The organism is Microcoleus sp. CAWBG27 (assembly GCF_020883145.1).
Taxonomy (GTDB): Bacteria; Cyanobacteriota; Cyanobacteriia; order Cyanobacteriales; family Microcoleaceae; genus Microcoleus.
On sequence record NZ_JAHREU010000037.1, the window covers coordinates 15584 to 32375 of the forward strand.

Annotated in this window: 17 protein-coding genes; 7 read left to right on the top strand and 10 right to left on the bottom strand. The window is 44.8% G+C overall.

Annotated elements, in window-relative coordinates:
• Positions 1 to 57: 57 nt before the first annotated feature.
• The 6 genes from QZ938_RS19860 to gor all read right to left on the bottom strand — a co-directional run bounded on the left by QZ938_RS19860 (position 58) and on the right by gor (position 4987).
• A complete protein-coding gene (locus QZ938_RS19860; protein WP_293352905.1) occupies positions 58 to 765 on the bottom strand; it encodes an ROK family protein in 708 nt (235 codons plus the stop codon).
• Between the two features lie 163 nt (positions 766 to 928).
• Positions 929 to 1618 carry a YqiA/YcfP family alpha/beta fold hydrolase gene (locus tag QZ938_RS19865; RefSeq protein WP_293146788.1) on the bottom strand — a complete coding sequence of 230 codons (690 nt, stop codon included), beginning with the start codon at positions 1616 to 1618 and terminating at the stop codon, positions 929 to 931.
• A 253-nt stretch (positions 1619 to 1871) separates the two neighbouring features.
• Positions 1872 to 2360 carry a Spy/CpxP family protein refolding chaperone gene (locus QZ938_RS19870; protein WP_293352907.1) on the bottom strand — a complete coding sequence of 163 codons (489 nt, stop codon included), beginning with the start codon at positions 2358 to 2360 and terminating at the stop codon, positions 1872 to 1874.
• A gap of 20 nt (positions 2361 to 2380) precedes the next feature.
• Complete coding sequence (locus QZ938_RS19875) at positions 2381 to 2815, bottom strand: hypothetical protein (protein ID WP_293352909.1); 435 nt, start codon at positions 2813 to 2815, stop codon at positions 2381 to 2383.
• Positions 2812 to 3426 carry a sigma-70 family RNA polymerase sigma factor gene (locus tag QZ938_RS19880; protein WP_293352961.1) on the bottom strand — a complete coding sequence of 205 codons (615 nt, stop codon included), beginning with the start codon at positions 3424 to 3426 and terminating at the stop codon, positions 2812 to 2814. Before QZ938_RS19880 ends, QZ938_RS19875 begins: the two co-directional genes overlap by 4 nt.
• A gap of 217 nt (positions 3427 to 3643) precedes the next feature.
• On the bottom strand, positions 3644 to 4987 hold the full coding sequence (gene gor / locus QZ938_RS19885) for a glutathione-disulfide reductase (protein ID WP_293352911.1): 1344 nt from the start codon (positions 4985 to 4987) through the stop codon (positions 3644 to 3646).
• Between the two features lie 626 nt (positions 4988 to 5613).
• Between gor and QZ938_RS19890 the strand changes: the two genes are divergently transcribed.
• The 5 genes from QZ938_RS19890 to QZ938_RS19910 all read left to right on the top strand — a co-directional run bounded on the left by QZ938_RS19890 (position 5614) and on the right by QZ938_RS19910 (position 11566).
• Complete coding sequence (locus tag QZ938_RS19890; RefSeq protein WP_293352913.1) at positions 5614 to 9129, top strand: HEAT repeat domain-containing protein; 3516 nt, start codon at positions 5614 to 5616, stop codon at positions 9127 to 9129.
• A 27-nt stretch (positions 9130 to 9156) separates the two neighbouring features.
• Positions 9157 to 9411 carry a hypothetical protein gene (locus QZ938_RS19895; protein WP_293352915.1) on the top strand — a complete coding sequence of 85 codons (255 nt, stop codon included), beginning with the start codon at positions 9157 to 9159 and terminating at the stop codon, positions 9409 to 9411.
• Positions 9412 to 9418: 7 nt separating this feature from the next.
• Positions 9419 to 9859, top strand: coding sequence for an HNH endonuclease signature motif containing protein (locus QZ938_RS19900; protein ID WP_293352917.1), 441 nt, complete (start codon positions 9419 to 9421; stop codon positions 9857 to 9859).
• A 64-nt stretch (positions 9860 to 9923) separates the two neighbouring features.
• Entirely contained in the window at positions 9924 to 10583 is a 660-nt protein-coding gene (locus tag QZ938_RS19905) for a Uma2 family endonuclease (protein ID WP_293352919.1), read from the top strand.
• A 218-nt stretch (positions 10584 to 10801) separates the two neighbouring features.
• Positions 10802 to 11566, top strand: coding sequence for an ABC transporter ATP-binding protein (locus tag QZ938_RS19910; RefSeq protein ID WP_293352921.1), 765 nt, complete (start codon positions 10802 to 10804; stop codon positions 11564 to 11566).
• A gap of 159 nt (positions 11567 to 11725) precedes the next feature.
• On the opposite strand, the gene QZ938_RS19915 is transcribed toward QZ938_RS19910, so the two are convergent.
• The 3 genes from QZ938_RS19915 to tadA all read right to left on the bottom strand — a co-directional run bounded on the left by QZ938_RS19915 (position 11726) and on the right by tadA (position 13932).
• On the bottom strand, positions 11726 to 12094 hold the full coding sequence (locus QZ938_RS19915) for a hypothetical protein (RefSeq protein WP_293352923.1): 369 nt from the start codon (positions 12092 to 12094) through the stop codon (positions 11726 to 11728).
• Positions 12095 to 12295: 201 nt separating this feature from the next.
• On the bottom strand, positions 12296 to 13024 hold the full coding sequence (locus QZ938_RS19920) for a 1-acyl-sn-glycerol-3-phosphate acyltransferase (RefSeq protein WP_293352925.1): 729 nt from the start codon (positions 13022 to 13024) through the stop codon (positions 12296 to 12298).
• A gap of 407 nt (positions 13025 to 13431) precedes the next feature.
• Positions 13432 to 13932 carry a tRNA adenosine(34) deaminase TadA gene (gene tadA / locus QZ938_RS19925; RefSeq protein WP_293352927.1) on the bottom strand — a complete coding sequence of 167 codons (501 nt, stop codon included), beginning with the start codon at positions 13930 to 13932 and terminating at the stop codon, positions 13432 to 13434.
• Positions 13933 to 14268: 336 nt separating this feature from the next.
• On the opposite strand from tadA, the gene QZ938_RS19930 reads away from it, so the two are divergent.
• Together QZ938_RS19930 and menB are read left to right on the top strand one after the other, a co-directional pair.
• A complete protein-coding gene (locus QZ938_RS19930; RefSeq protein WP_293352929.1) occupies positions 14269 to 14865 on the top strand; it encodes a TerB family tellurite resistance protein in 597 nt (198 codons plus the stop codon).
• A 538-nt stretch (positions 14866 to 15403) separates the two neighbouring features.
• Positions 15404 to 16237 carry a 1,4-dihydroxy-2-naphthoyl-CoA synthase gene (gene menB / locus QZ938_RS19935; RefSeq protein ID WP_293146799.1) on the top strand — a complete coding sequence of 278 codons (834 nt, stop codon included), beginning with the start codon at positions 15404 to 15406 and terminating at the stop codon, positions 16235 to 16237.
• Between the two features lie 222 nt (positions 16238 to 16459).
• Here menB and QZ938_RS19940 read toward each other — a convergent pair whose 3' ends face one another.
• On the bottom strand, positions 16460 to 16774 hold the full coding sequence (locus QZ938_RS19940; RefSeq protein ID WP_293336634.1) for a hypothetical protein: 315 nt from the start codon (positions 16772 to 16774) through the stop codon (positions 16460 to 16462).
• Between the last annotated feature and the right edge of the window lie 18 nt (positions 16775 to 16792).

Consider the following 16792-nt stretch of genomic DNA (forward strand, 5'->3'; position numbering starts at 1 on the left):
ATCCTGACAAAAAACCCGGTTTGTTTGATGTTGACGGACACTTTTGCAAGAAAATTACTAATCGCGCCACAAAGCAATTCCGCCCAACAAACCGCTGACATTCGGTACTATTTTAACTTGTGGCGGTAACTCAAAAACAATTTTTTTGGTATTGCCGCCGCCGATGTAAAGGCGATCGCAGTTAAAGAGATTTTGCAGGTAGACGAGGGCTTTTTCCAGACGGCGGTTCCATCTTTTGGGGCCGACTGTATCTAAGGCGGATCGCCCTAATTGCTGTTCGTAAGTTTCCCCTTTGCGAAACGGGTGATGTCCTAATTCTAGATTGGGTACCAAGATACCATCGACAAACAAACCAGAACCGAAACCGGTGCCGAGAGTAATTACTAATTCTACTCCCGTTCCAGCAATTGCTCCCAATCCTTGAATGTCGGCATCGTTAGCCACTCGCACAGGTTTTCCCAATCGATCTTTGAGGGTAATTGCTAGGTCAAAATCAATCCAAGATGGATCTAAATTGACTGCGGTTTTGATGATGCCGCGGGATACGACGCCGGGAAAACCGACGGATACTCGGTCAAATTCGCCTTGTCCGCTGGCCAAAGAGGCTATGGTTTCCAGTATCGGTTCCGGCTTCGGGGGTTGAGGCGTTTCTAAACGGCTGCGTTCCGTTTGGGGTTCACCTTCAGCGTCCAAAACCATAACTTTGATGCCACTTCCGCCAATGTCAACGGCTAAGGTGCGAGTCGATTTATCTTGTTCAGTCATTTGATTTTTGAAACTAGCAAGTTGGTGAGTAGATTTGAGATTTTAGACTTGAGATTTTAGATTTACTCCACACAGGAATCTTGGAGTTTAAACGTTGTCTAAAATTTTTGTTTCTCACGACTTAAGTCGGAGGATTGTATCCATTTTTGGGCATTGTCAAATTTTAATTTTTGAATTGGCAAAACTTTTGCATCGCTTCCCAAATTTCCGCTAGGACATTTCCCAAAGAATGATCGTCCTCTAGTTCGATTAATTTCACCCAGGGACGATTATCTGAAAAACTTCTGCTAGCTTGAATCGGTACGATCGTATCATGCTTGCCGTGCAGAATTAACGTCGGAACAGATCGCATTAATTTTTCTTCAGGGTATTGAGCCATATCTGTCACAAACTCATAATTCAACGGCAAATAGCGCTGTTCGCCGTAGTGGTAAACTGGCAAATATTTCTCAGACTGCCACTTTTCTAACTGTTGCTGTCCCAACTGTGGCAGCCAATGGGAGAGAAATTGAAAAGCCGGTGCTAACAAAACTATTTGTTTTATTGATAATTGTCGCTGGGCCAGCCAAGCCGCTGTCAGCCCGCCAAAACTCGACCCAATGATGGTAACTTCCCCTAAATTTTTTAGATTTTCTACAGATTCGGAGGATTGGACTTGCAGAAATTCTGTTTCTATTTGGTCTAATTGGCGCGTGAGAGTGAGGCGCGAAAAATCATTGTAATTGAGATCGGGAGTTTTGAGGTCAATTCCTAGGGAAAAAAAGCGATCGCGGAAATATTTAGCCTTAGTTGAATCTGGACTTGAAGCAAATCCGTGTAAATAAATGTAACTAGAATCGTTTTGTAGATTCATCCAGAAAATTTGATGAGATTTACCAACTAATTATTTTAACTTAAATGAGCGAACTGGCGACTGCACGCCCGACAAGTTTATTTTTTAGTAGGGTGTGCAGTCGGTAGCAGTGTAGATTAGAACTCTTGCTCTCGTCAAATTTACCCCCCTTAGTCCCCCCTTATTAAGGGGGGAAACAAGAATAATCTTACCCCCTCCCCGCGACTTCGGGGAGGGTTGGGGTGGGGTGCGTTGTATTTTTGCAAGAGATCTATTATTGGGATTTTTGGCTGTTTTGTCTCCGGGTTTTAGCAGCTTCCCTGCGCTGCTGCATCATTTGGGAGAACTGGCTGCGCTGTTCGGGTGTCAGCACTTCTCGCATGGCTAATGTACTTTCAAATTGTACCTCTTCTAACTGCTGCCTCAATCCCATGATTTGGCGGTGTTTGTCGCGCATTTGGCCGACGTTTGCTGTCGTACCAGACATCATCGTTTCCAATTCTTGTCTGGCTTGGCGGATTGCTTGCATTCGCTGGGAAACTTGGTCTTTGTAGCGATCGCGAACAGTCTGCATTTTCTGCTTTTGCTCGGCGCTTAAATTTAGTTTGTCAAACAGCCCGTTCTCTTTACCACCAACTCGATTGGGACGCTGGTTTTGGGCAATTGTTTCCGGTTGAGCGGGGCTGGGAGCTGCTGTTGCAGCGGCTGTAGTACCGAGAGTTAACAGTAAAACTGCGATAGCAGAAAATTGGCGCATTGACATGAAAAATTACCTCTTTAAGATTAGTTAATTTGTTGGGGTTCGGTGTCAGCAGTAACAGGGAAATCAAATAAATCTGTTTGCGGGCGATCGCTCATAGTTGCCGTGCGAGAATCGTTCAATACACCCTCCCAATTATTTACCAGAAATGCTTCCAAGTGAGCTGCTTCATCCGCCTGTAATTGTGCGGTAACTAGGACGCGATAGCCCGAACCAAAAACTAGCAAGCTAGCGACGATCGCAGCGGGAAAACCCCACTTGGGAAAACGGAGGAATTTTGAGCTTTTACTAGACTCTCTAAATCGCGAATACCCGAGACGATTTAGCTCTCTCGCCCTGTCATTCCTATCTATTGCTGCTAAAAGTCTTTGCTCAAAATCGGGGGCAGCGTCCGGAACTTTTGGGCTATTTTGCTTCAAGAAATTCACTAATTTTTTGTCGCTATTTTCATCGTTCACAGTTCGTCTACCCCCTGTTTTTGCAAAAATTGTCGCATGGCATTTCGGGCATAAAACACGCGAGATTTAACAGTTCCCGCTGGTAGTCCCAGGATTTGGGCTACTTCTTTTTGCGGGATGTCTTCTAAGTCGTGCAGCACCAAAACAGTGCGGTGTTCAAAGCTCAATTGCTCCAGTCCTCGTTGCACTAAATCTTGATAGTGCAACTGCATCAAGCCGGATGTGTTATTATTGGGAATAACACTATCCATTGTTTCTTGATTTTTGAGTTGGGAGTCAAAAGAATGCTGTTTGGCAAATGCTTTTCTTTGGTCAGATGCCACATTCCAAGTAATGCGATAGAGCCAAGTTGAAAAGTTTTCCTGTTGTTTGAGTTTGGGTAATCCTTTCCAGACTCGCAGAAATACTTCTTGGGTTAAGTCGTCTAGAAGTGATGAACCGCAGAGTTGGTAAAGGGTTGACCTGACTTTTTGTTGGTAGCGTTGGTAAAGGTGACGAAAGCAAGTACGTGAAGCGAAGCTATCCCGTAGGGAATCGCCCTTTAAACACCGATCGACTAAGTAGGAGTCGGAACAATCATCGATTAAAACATTGGCTGACACACCTAACACCTGTGAAGTATCCCTCACCTGTTCGTTATCTGAAGCGTTTAGACAGGACAAGTTCAAAAAAGGTTCAAAGGATTTAAAATTCTTTGGCAAAGGTACGTAGTTGCGCTTCAGCGCAAAGCGCGAAGAGCGCTGAAGCGCAACTACATACCTAAATATAACGGCGCTAGTGCGGGTTGAAGAGGGAGGGAAACGGCAATGCCGTTTCCCGATTTAAGATTTATCGCAGAGTCACAAACTCTTCAGCAGTCGAGGGGTGAATGCCGATCGTCGAATCGAAATCTTTCTTGGTAGCTCCCATATTAACGGCGATCGCCATTCCTTGAATAATCTCGCCCGCGTCTTTCCCAACCATGTGCACGCCCAAAACTTTGTCAGTATTAGTTTCAACAACTAACTTGACAAAAGTCTTTTCATCTGCACCTGTCAAAGCGTGAAACATCGGCCTAAACTTGGCTGTGTAGCACTTAATTGAGTCGGGAAATTTGGCTCTAGCCTGCTCTTCTGTTAAGCCGACTGTAGCAGCTTCCGGCTGGGAAAATACCGCTGATGCGACATTTTCGTGACTGATTGCTCTCGGATTGTTGCCAAATTCGGTATCTGCAAAAGCGCGTCCTTCGGCGATCGCAATTGGCGTTAAATTGATCCGGTTGGTGCAATCTCCGACAGCAAAAATGTGCGGTTGATTGGTGCGGCTGTCTTTGGTAACTGCGATCGCACCTTTCTCGGTTTCAACTCCCGCATTTTCCAAGCCCAGTTTTTCCAAATTTGGCGATCGTCCGGTAGCGCACAAAACCGCGTCTACTGTCAAGGTTTCTTGGGATTCTCCCCACAATTGTAACTTTAAGCCTTCGGGAGTTTTCTCAATCCATTCGATCGAGCTTCCTGTGACAAAATTGATGCCGTGCTTAACCATTCCTTCTTGGACGTTGGCGCGAAGTTCTTCGTCAAAGTAGTGCAAAATGCGATCGCGCCGGATGATTTGAGTCACCTCACTTCCCAACCCGTTCATAATGCAAGCAAATTCAACGCCGATATAGCCGCCGCCCAAAATTGCCAACCGTTTCGGCTGCTCTTTTAACAAGAAGATTTCGCGGGAAGTGATCGCGTGTTCGATGCCGGGAATATCGATTCTGTGAGCTTCGCCGCCGACAGCAATTAAGATTTTAGCAGCGGTGTATTTTTTGTCACCAACTTCGACAGTGTGGGGGTCGATAAATTTGGCATATCCTGAGATTAATTCAACTCCGGCTTTTTCGAGGAAGCTGATGTGGAGTTTGCTGAGTCGTCGCACTTCTGTATCTACAGTGGTGACGAGTTTTTCCCAGTTGAAGCTGGTTTCTACAGGGCTCCAACCGTAGCCGATCGCATCTTCGTACAAATGCGAAAATGTTGAAGCGTACACCATGAGTTTTTTGGGTACACAGCCGCGAATGACGCAGGTGCCGCCTACTAAGTCATTTTCGGCGATCGCCACCTTCGCCCCGTAGGATGCCGCCCGCTTAGAACTCGCCAATCCGCCAGAGCCTGCACCTATCACAAACAAGTCGTAATCGTATGTCATAATTGTCGCTAGTTTCCTGTCTCAATTTTAGCCATTTTGCGCTTTACTTTTTTTAATGATATCTCAAAAAAAATTTCGTTTTTTAGAGGAGAGATTGCTTTACTTCTTGCAGTTTACATGATATCATTTAATAATGGAAATATGTGCATTAAGATTTAAAATTTCTCACACTCCCATTATTAGAGTATAGCACAAGCAACTAGCAAAAAACATATAAAAATGTAACTATTTTTCGGCGGCCGCTATGGCAGTTTTATTGCAGTCAAACAAATTAGGTACGTAGTTGCGCTTCAGCGCTCTTTATAAGATTAGGAAAGAGTGCAAAGAGCGTAACAACGTATATTGGCCCAAGCGCAAGCCGACCTTTGAGTTATACTTTAGTAGTTTTATATAGCCTTTCTCAAAAAGATGAGGTATGGCTGACAGCTTACATAACCGCTGAAATCAAGAGGGCTCTCTTCCCAACAACGTCCGCGAATCTTTGTGAAAACCGCTATATTTCCTATCCTGATAATAAAACTATCCACCTCCTCGAAGTCGCGGGGAGAGTTGGGGGAAGTCAAAAATTTACGACTCACTGAAAATTGCTATATTATAGAGATAAATTTATTTGTCGGGCTAGCTTTATGATTGATTGGCTTGTCGTCTGGGGGGTAACGCAAGGAGTCGGCATTCTCGTTAAACCCATCTTAGAAGAGTTGGCAGTAGACGGCGCGAAGGATTTAGTAAAAGATTTTTTTAAAGATTCCCTAAAAAACGTCTTATTTGGCGAAAAAGATCCGCGACAAGTCGCAGGGGGGAAAGCCCTCAAAAAGTTTTTGGAGTTAGTGCAACAGCAGTTAAAAATCAGCGGACTTTCCCAAGAACAGATAAAGCTGTATATTAAAGATGTTAAAAAATTTATAGGCAACAAGTCAGTTAAGGAAATTTTGGGTAAAGCCTTTGAGAGCGATCGCGAATCTCTAGATGCAGAACTTCTCGAACAAACCTGGACTCAACTAGATTTAGCAGCTTTACCCGCCAGATTTAAGTGGCAAACCATCGCCAATCAGTATCTCGCCGAAGTTCAAGAAATTCTCTTTGACTCAAAAGACTTGCGGGATATCTTGAATGCTCAAAATCTGGACAGCATTCAGAAAAACACTCAAGAAATTGCTGGGATAATCCCCGATTTTGATTTGAGGCAATATCAAGAGGCTTTGTGCGAACGTTACAGCAATCTGGATTTAAGCAGCGTCGATAGCAATACCTACGATTATCGCGAAAAGCTGAAAGTTTGGCAAATCTTTATTTTCCAAGATGTGCGCTTAATTTACGAGTCTTTTCTGCCCCAAGCTTACGAAATTCCCAAGGAACATCAACGGCGGTTGGAAGATAGCGATCGATTAGAGGCGATCGCACTTGAGAATGTAGAGAAATATCGACGCGGTTATTTTTCACAGGCGATCGTATCCGTGTTAGATGTCATCAATGACAAGTCAAATTATCCCTACATAGTGATTTTAGGCGATCCGGGTGCGGGCAAATCTACTCTGTTACAATATTTAGCATTAACCTGGGCGCGATCGCCTTTAAATAGCGTAACATCTCTCCCGATTCCGCTGCTCATAGAATTGCGGATTTACATTCGCAACCTGGAATCAGGACATTGCAAGAATTTCCTGGAATTTTGCCACAAAAACTCGGGTTTTATTTGTGACTTGAATCAGCATCAATTGCACGAACAACTTAAAGCCGGCGACGCTGTGGTGATGTTCGACGGATTAGATGAAATTTTCGATTCGGGGAAACGAGAAGATGTAATTACCGCGATTCATCGGTTTACCAACGAGTATCCGCGCGTGCGGGTGATTGTCACGTCTCGGATTATTGGTTACAAACCTCAACGGTTGCAAGATGCCCAGTTCCATCACTTTATCATCCAAGACTTGAATCCCGCACAGATTCAGGATTTTGTGCACCGCTGGCATGAGTTGACTTTTACGGATGCTAGGGAAAAAGTGCGAATTTGCGATCGGATGAAAAGAGCGCTAGAGTATTCATCAACAATTCAAGATTTAGCCAGAAATCCGTTATTGTTAACGATTATGGCGATTTTGAATCGCAGTCAAGAATTGCCGAGAGACAGGGCAGAACTTTACAATCAAGCTTCGCGGGTATTGCTGTATCAATGGGATGTGGAAAGGTCTTTAGTAGAGGATAGCAGGCTCGATCCAAAAACGATTGATGCGAAAGACAAGCAAGAAATGCTGCGGCGAGTCGCTTGGAAAATGCAAGCAGCACCTGAAGGGTTGGCGGGCAATATTATTAGTGCGGAAGATTTGGAGGATATTCTGACAGCATATCTGAAGAATAAAGATTTTGACCAACCGAGAAACCGGGCGAAGTTAATCATCAATCAACTGCGAACCCGCAATTTTATTTTATGTTATTTGGGTGCGGACAGTTACGGGTTTGTGCATCGAACTTTCTTGGAATATTTCTGTGCATCGCAAGTGGTGAACAGGGTTCAGGCTTTAGAACTCTCGCTGGATGAGTTGAAAGCTGAAGTTTTCGGCCCGCACTGGGATGATGAATCTTGGCAGGAAGTTTTGTGTTTGATTGCGGGGTTGATTGCTGGAAAGTTGACAGGGGAATTGATTCAATTTTTGATGGAGCAGGATGGGGAAGCTCAAAAGTTGGCTAATCTGTTTTTGGCGGCGAAGTGTTTGGATGAGGTGAGGAATAGAAAGGAGATTGCTGGGGTTGATAGTCAATTGCTTGAGCGGTTAAAAGAGTTAACAAAGTACGATCTCATTTACCATTATGAGTGTTATGAAGAAGAAGCAGATCTAGTTCAGGAAATTCGCACTCAAGCAGTAAATGCGATCGGCTTTACTTGGCAAGATGACCCGGAAATTTTACTTTGGCTAAAACAATTAGCTCAATCTGATGATTATTCGGATGTGCTAAAAGCAGCCGTCCAAAAATTTGTACTGGGGTACAAGAACAAATCAGAAACCTTAATTTGGCTCAAACAACAGGCTCAATTTGCTAATGATTTAGGTGTGCGAGAAACAGCCGTTCAAGAAGTAGCACGGGGCTGGAAAGATGACCCAGAAACCTTGCCTTGGCTCAAACAACGGACTCAATTTGATGATAGTGATGGTAGTCCGTTTGTAAGACAAGCAGCAGTCCAAGAAATAGCACATGGGTGGAAAGATGACCCAACAACTTTATCTGTAATCAAACAAATAGCTCAATCTAGTGATGATTTAGAGGTGCGAGAAACAGCCGTCCAAGAATTAGCACGGGGGTGGAAGGATGACCCCGAAACCTTACATTGGCTCAAACAATATGCTCAATGTGATAAGAGTCATCATGTGCAAGAAACAGCAGTTCAAGAATTAGCACGGGGGTGGAAAGATGATCCAGAAACCTTGCCTTGGCTCAAAAAATGTGCTCAAGGTGATAAGAATCATCATGTGCGACAAGCAGCACTTCAAGAATTATCACGGGGGTGGAAAGATGACCCAGGAATCTTACCTATGATCAAACAAATAGCCCAATCTGATGATAATTTGTTTGTGCGACAAGCAGCAGTTCAAGAATTAGTCCGGGGGTGGAAAGATGACCCCGAAACCTTGCCTCTGCTCAAGAAATGTGCTCAATCTGATGATGATTGGGTTGTGAGACAAGCAGTCAAAAAATTAGCCTTGGGGTGGAAAGATGACCCCGAAACCTTACCTCTGCTCAAACAATGCGCTCAATCTGATAATAATCAGTTCCTGCAAAGAGCAGCAATCGAAGAATTAGCACGGGGGTGGAAAGATGCTCCCGAAACCCTACCTTGGCTCAAACAACTTACTCAATCAGATGATAATTCGTTTGTGCGAGATGCAGCAATCGAAGAATTATCACAGGGATGGAAAAATGACAATAAAATATTTGAATTATTGTGCGATCTTGCTATAAATGATCCTTTTGAAGGTAATTCGCACATTCAAATTAACCCTCGAAAAACAGCACTTAAAATCATGGTTAAACAATACCTCGATCGCCCAAAAACATTAGAAATATTGCGCGATCGATTTGTCAACGATCCAGATGAACAAGTCCGCAACTTTGCCGAGAAACAATTGGCAAAACTAGACAAGCTGTGATACAAACAAAAAAAGGAGAAACAAATTATGACCACAGCCACTAAAATCCCCCAAGCTTATGCAGAAATAGTTGAGTTTTTTGCTGCTGGCGCTACTCCCGAAAGCATTCTCAACTTTCAACTATCCGAAGAAGCAAAAGAGCATATCGCCGACCTAATTTATGCACACAACAATGAAGGCTTGAGTCGCGAGGAAAACATCGAATTGGACAACTTTCTAGTAGTCGAACATCTGTTAAGGCTAATCAAAGCAGTCGCTCGCAAACACGTCGTTAAAGAGTAGGTTTTTTATGTCTCGTCCTTACATTAGTGTCGAACTGAGGCGTTTAGTTACTCTTCGTGCCGATCGACTTTGCGAGTACTGTTTAATTGCAGAAGCAGATAGTTCCGGTTGTGCAGTTGACCACATCATCAGCGTCAAACATGGTGGAGAAACGACAGCAGATAACCTCGCTTATGCTTGCGTTTTTTGCAACCTCCACAAAGGAACCGATTTGGGTTCAATTGTTCGGCGCACTGGAGAATTGATGCGCTTTTTCAACCCGCGCAGAGATTTTTGGGGAGAACATTTTCGCTTAGATGAAGCCGTAATTCAACCGAGAACAGATATTGGAGAAGTGACAGCACGAATTCTAGAATTTAATAACAATGAGCGGATTAGAGAGCGACAATTTTTCATAGAATTTGGTGCATATCCGTCACCAGCCGCGCAACAACGGATGACTCAGTAACTCAATAAATATCACTCAATCTAGTACAATTAATATGTGTCCCTACTTTTCGGAGACAACCACTATGCAAGTCACAACCGCAGAAATCATTTATCCTTCCAGCGACGGTCAACCAATGGCAGAAAGCACAATTCAATACAAATTAATTGTCAAAATCAAAGAAGGCTGCGAATCGCTGTTCAAAAATGACCCAAACGTCTTTATAGCAGCCGATTTACTGTGGTATCCAGTTCAAGGTAGACCAGACATTTCTCAAGCACCGGATACGATGGTAATATTTGGTAGACCAAAGGGCGAGCGACCTTCTTATATGCAATTTCTCGAAGATAATATTGCTCCCCAAGTCGTATTTGAGATTCGCTCTCATAACGATCGCCAAATCAAGATGGACAAAAAACTTTCATTTTACAATCGCTATGGAGTCGAGGAATATTACCTTTACGATCCAGAAAATAATGATTTGAGTGGTTGGCAAAGAATTGAAGGTAATTTAGAAGTAATTGAGCCGATGGAGGGATGGATCAGTCCTAGATTGGGAGTACGATTTGAGTTGGGTGAAGATGGGTTGGAAATTTACCGACCAGATGGAGAAGCATTCGTTTCTCCTGAAGAATTGAGAGAAGAAAGGGATTTTGAAAGACAGCGTGCAGAACAAGCAGTTCAAAGAGCCGAACGTTTAGCAGCAAAACTGCGCGAATTGAACATCGATCCCGATCGCATTTAAGCCACAAATTGTTTGATTTAGGACTTACTCACCAACACCAAAGAAACCGGATTTTTATCGTTTCTGCACGCTGTAACGAATTATTTACGTCAAAAAACCCGGTTTCTGACTACCCGTGCATAAGTCCCGCAACCGTCCAAACATCGCCCTTCCACCCCCGAAAACCGCTCAGAAGTGTTAACTTAGTAGTAAGTTGTGTCGATCGCACATAAAAACAAATGCCTGAACTACAAACCGAGACCCACCAACACCTCGACCTGCAAGCCACCTCAAAACCCGTCATCCTCGGTCTCAAAGACATAACCAAAGTCTACGGCATCGGCGACTTAGAAGTGCGCGCCCTCAACGGGATCAGCCTGACGGTAACGCAAGGAGAGTATTGCTCAATTATGGGCGCATCCGGTTCAGGCAAATCTACAGCTATGAATATTATCGGCTGTCTCGATCGACCTACGAGCGGCAGTTACTACCTAGACGGCGTAGATGTCGCCCAAATGCCCGAATCAGAATTAGCCGGAATTCGCAATTTAAAATTAGGTTTTGTCTTCCAACAATTTCACCTGCTAGCTCAACTAACAGCATTAGAAAATGTCATGTTACCGATGGTTTATGCAGGCATTCCCTCATCAGAAAGACGCGAACGCGCAGTGGAAGCTTTAACCAAAGTAGGGCTGGAAAGTCGGCTGCAAAACAAACCAAATCAACTATCAGGAGGACAGCAGCAGCGGGTAGCCATCGCCAGGGCTATTGTTAACCGTCCCGTGTTGTTGCTTGCAGATGAACCGACTGGTGCATTGGATACGAAAACTACTCAAGAAGTAATGGATATTTTTACAGAATTTAATGAAGCCGGCATGACTGTTGTGATGGTAACTCACGAACCGGATGTAGCGCGTCAAACTCGCCGGGTTGTCTGGTTCCGCGACGGTAAAGTTATTCATGATAATCTGGATCCGGCAGAACTTTCTCACGCCGTCTTTTAAATTAATTTTTTGTTAGTTGTTATTCGTTATAAAATTGGTTTGTAGTGAGGACTTTAGTCCTGAGATATTCTGCGGACTAAAGTCCTCACTACAAACATCTTTTTTTGGGATTAGTCATATGCTACCAATAACTAATAACTAATAACCAATCACAACTAACTAATTAAAAGCACTCGGAAAAGTTGCCCAAACTCGATCGACAAAATCTCTAAGTTGCCGAGAGGCGATCGTGCTATCCTTGCGATCGGAGTCCAGATACTGTAACTGGGTCAACAGCGAAATCACCTCCGTATCCAGCGCCGCCCGAAACAAACTCAGCGGCCACAGCAAATCAGAACCATCTCGCAAATCCGATAAAGTGTATTCTTCCGGCCAGCTTTGGGGGAAATCCTTCCCCGAAACGAATCCAACCAACATCAAAGGGCGCACCCAACAAATTTGACGTGCTTCAACTACTTGAATTACCTCTGAATGCAGGCACGCATCTCCACATTCCAAACTAACAATTTGACCAGGCTTAAAGTTCAAACCACAATCCATTAATGCTGACTCTTAATACAGACACAACCAAGTAAAATAAGTGCCACAACTCTCAACAGCACCAAAAAATATTATATCACAATTAATTCTTCCCTCTTCCTTCTTCCTTCTTCCTTCGGTCAACCATCAACTGTCAACTGCCAACTGCCAACCATCAACTGTCAACTGCCAACTGTCAACTGTCAACTGTTAACTGTCATCAAGAGTTTTAAGAGCCATTTCGAGTTCGGCCGTCAACAATTTTGCTTCTTTTTTACCACTACCACCATTAGCATAATCTGCCACAGAAATCGGAGCACCGATCGCAATTTTCACTTCAGAACGCCATCGAGGAATGCGCGGGCGATAGCGAATACTCATCGGTACAATTTTCACCCCCAAGCCAGGGGTGCTCAACTCCGCTTGCAGGGCTAAACGAGCTAATCCAGCCTTGAGAGGGTGAACTTCACCATCTTGAAAAATGCCACCTTCAGGAAAAATCACCAACATTTGCTTGTCGAGAAGCAACTCCACGCCGTAACGAAGACTGCTAACTGCTGGATGCTTGATATCGACAGGAAAGCCTCCCAAATGTCTGATAAACCAACCTTGCACTCCTTTGACTTCATCAGCAGTTACCATAAACCGCAAATCGCGTCCAGTCACCTTCTGTCCCGTTGAATAGGGCATCATCAGCGCATCCCACCGGGAACGATGCGTCGGGGCTAAGATTACGGGCCCGTCTTTCGGCAAGTGTTCCTGTCCGGTTATCCTAATCTTGCCAAAATAAAACGGTAGGACAATATAGTGACCTAGCGGATAGAACAAGGAGGTTAACCAAGGAGAAACGCGAGAGGTATTAGATGCTACCTTGGCAGGCATTGGCTTCACTAGAGATGATTTACTGGACTCAATGGCGATCGCGGCAGTATGACGCATGGCAATTACCCTGCTATATCGATATATAGAGTCTAAAGATATGTTGCTTGGCAAATCTTTAGTCTTTCGATGGGGACACTTTTGCTATTGGCCTTTGCCTCCGCAAGCGATCGCACCCAAAACAGATAATCTGTAAGCAGGTAAAACAGGATCCCAGCCGACACCACTACCGCACAGCCGTCAAGGGATTTTAGATTTTAGATTTGAGATTTATGCCACAGATGAATCTGGGAGTTTGAGCAAAAGTCTAAAATCTTGAGTGCACCGCGACGAGTGCCGGCAAGCAAGTATCCGTTTTTAGACGGGGTCAACCGCCGAAAAAGCTCGATCGGGCAATTCCTATTATTTCAGTTAAAGAGTCAAATTCGATTAAACATTTGCTATGGGAGAGTAAAAAAGTTTACCTGTTAATTTTGGCGGCGGGCTTCAAACCAAGCAAGCAACTGCTCTCGACAAACAGACTCCATAATACCGCCGAGTACCTGTAAGCGATGACACGAAGGCGCGCTATCTGGAAGATTGGCCACCGTGCGAATTGTGCCAGTTTTCGGGTCATCTGCTCCGTATACCAGCAAACCGATCCGAGCTTGTACGATCGCACCAGCGCACATCGGGCACGGCTCCAGGGTCACGTAAAGCGTGCATTGATTGAGATGCCAGTCTTGCAAAACCTTGCCCGCCGCCCGCAGCGCCAAGACTTCAGCATGAGCAGTCGGATCGCAGTCTCGCTCTCGCCGATTTTGCGCTTCGGCAATCAATTGGCCAGCACCGTCAACAATTGCAGCACCTACTGGCACTTCGCCCGCATCACCGGCTGCTCGTGCCAGTTCCACAGCCCTACTCATCCAGTGTTGGTGAATAGCATAATGAGAATCACTAATACACAACGGCTTTATTGGCAAATTCACGGTATACCTACTTCAACAGTTGACAGTTGACAGTTGAAAGTTGACAGTTGACAGTTGACAGCAAGAGAGCGACCTCTACCTAGAAACAAGAGGATTGGAGTAATCAATAGTCTGATTTTAATTTCTCCCTCGAAGGCGGGCGGGCTTTCAACCAATTCTTTCTGGTAAATGAAAGCACTTAATATAGTCTTACGTATCCACTTGCTGTGGAAAGAATAAGTACGATCGCTAAGAAAACAAGTTTTTTACAGAATTCATGGCATACTTGCCTAGCTGAAAACACTTAAGATCGAGAAATAAAGTTACACTACAGCCCATCCAGAGTAATTTTGAATTATGGACACCACCCTGATTAGCACTGAAGTTGTTGAGCTGTTGTCCCGGATTAGCCGCCAAAAGCTCCGCGAGCAAGATATCACTCCTTTGGTAGTCTTTCTAACTGCTCTGATTTCCATCCTGCGCGGAGTGATGATTATCGACAGGACGATCGCAGTTGAAGAAGAAGAACGGCTGCAAAAGACTCTCAAAGCCTTTGCTAGTGGCGACCCCGATCGGATAGAACTAATTCAGCGCCTTGTCAAAGGAATCTCCAAACAGCAGGTTTACTTCAACCCCACAGAACTGCTAACTCTGACAGCTTTCTTCTCAGAATCAGAAAAGCTGTTGCTCATCGGTTCCGGCTACGAAATGTCAGCGGTAGACGGACACATCGACCTGAGGGAGCAAATGTACTTACAGTCGATCGGCAATCGGCTCGGCCTCGACTCCAGACACATTGCAGTCGTAGACACTTTATTTACCAAAGAAGGAACTCTCAACCAAGAAGACTTTGCCGAAGTTAAAGCTTTACTAGCTCCCAGCGAATTTGAATCCCGGGATCCGGTATTTGCCAAAGCAGCAAAACACCTGCTGTCTCTGTTAACGCGCAAATAATGCAACGCATATAAATTATTTGCTGCTTCAAAATTTGAGACTGTTAGCACGGGAGAGGGGAATTGCGCGCTCTTGTAGTGAAAACCGGGTTGTTTAACCGGCAACAAGAGCGCTTTACAGTTTTTTGGGGCGAACAAGTCGGTTTGGGCCACCAGTCCCGCTTAATTTTTTTCCCAAGAGTCGATCGACCTTTGTATCCCATTGAACCGAATACGTCTAAAATCTAAAAGCGAATTATTCCGGCCTCGATCGCCCCAGCTCCCTCTTTAATCTCAACTTAACCCCGAATCAACGGGTACAAGCCCCCGACGCTGTTGAGTGAGTGGATGCTCCCCCAAATTGAGACTAAAGTTCCTACTCAGGTAATTCAATTGCCGAGTAAATCTAAAATCTATAGCGGTTCTCCAATAAGTGAGGTATGTTCTTCAGTCCAATGCCCAATGCCCAATGCCCAATGCCCAATGCCCTATGAGTATCTGATGTTACTAAGAAAGGCTATAAAATCTAAAATCTAAAATCTAAAATCGACTGATTGATTATGCAAATTGAATGGCAAACGGCCAAAACCTACGAAGACATTCTGTATCAAAAAAGTGGCGGCACTGCCAAAATTACCATCAATCGACCTCACAAACGGAACGCTTTCCGTCCCAAAACCGTGCAGGAATTGTGCGATGCCTTTACTGATGCCCGTGAAGATACCAAAATCGGGGTTGTCCTGTTCACCGGTGCGGGGCCTCATACAGACGGCAAATACGCTTTTTGTGCTGGTGGCGACCAAAGCGTGCGAGGTTCTGCGGGATATGTAGACGAAGGTGGCATACCCCGGTTGAACGTGCTCGACTTGCAGAAGTTGATTCGATCGATGCCCAAAGTTGTGATTGCTTTAGTTGCAGGATATGCGATCGGCGGCGGTCACGTTTTACACTTAATTTGCGACTTGACGATCGCTGCTGACAATGCTATTTTCGGGCAAACCGGGCCCAAAGTCGGCAGTTTCGACGGCGGTTTCGGGGCCAGCTATCTCGCCAGAGTTGTCGGCCAGAAAAAAGCCCGAGAAATTTGGTTTTTGTGCCGTCAGTACAGCGCCCAGCAAGCTCTAGAAATGGGTTTAGTCAACTGCGTCGTACCCGTCGAACAACTCGAACTCGAAGGAATGCAGTGGGCTGAGGAAATTCTCGAAAAAAGTCCGATCGCGATCCGCTGTTTAAAATCCGCTTTTAATGCCGACTGTGACGGTCAAGCCGGTCTCCAAGAACTGGCTGGAAATGCCACTTTGCTGTATTATATGACCCAGGAAGGTGCCGAAGGCAAACAAGCCTTTTTGGAAAAACGGGAACCCGATTTTAGTCAATATCCTTGGCTGCCGTAGCTCGATCGAGAAATGAGTTTTGGGATTCCCTCATTCAAGTTACACATACCATTGATTGCTGTGAGTTGAATGACCGAGTTTAGTCGATCGTCCAAAAGTATCAGTATCGATACCACTTCGCAAAAAGAATGAAACTGCTTTGCCAGATCCAAATCATAATAGTTATCAGTGATTTCCCAATCGCCAATCGAAAATGATACAATCTGTCCTGTTGCCGACGGACTAAACCGAGACTGCTGCTGATTTTTCGGTTAATGTTGTACCTGTCAACTGGCAGGCATTACGTTCAGAAACAGTAACAGCGGTCTCATGCGGAGTCGCAGTCTGTTCTTGCCACAGTTCAATTTCTGTGATGTTTTCCCAAGATGCCCCAAAAGGCGAAACCGCCAAAGAACAAGCTTTCCACTGACTTTGCACCGGCGCGCTCAACAGATCGCAAATTCCTCCGCGTCTCCCCTCAGGGGTATAGTGGCGGCAGTGACGACAAGCAGAAATTAATGGGGTTTTCATAAAAGTGTTGGCGGAAATCAGTTTCATCTCTAATTCTCCTGTGTA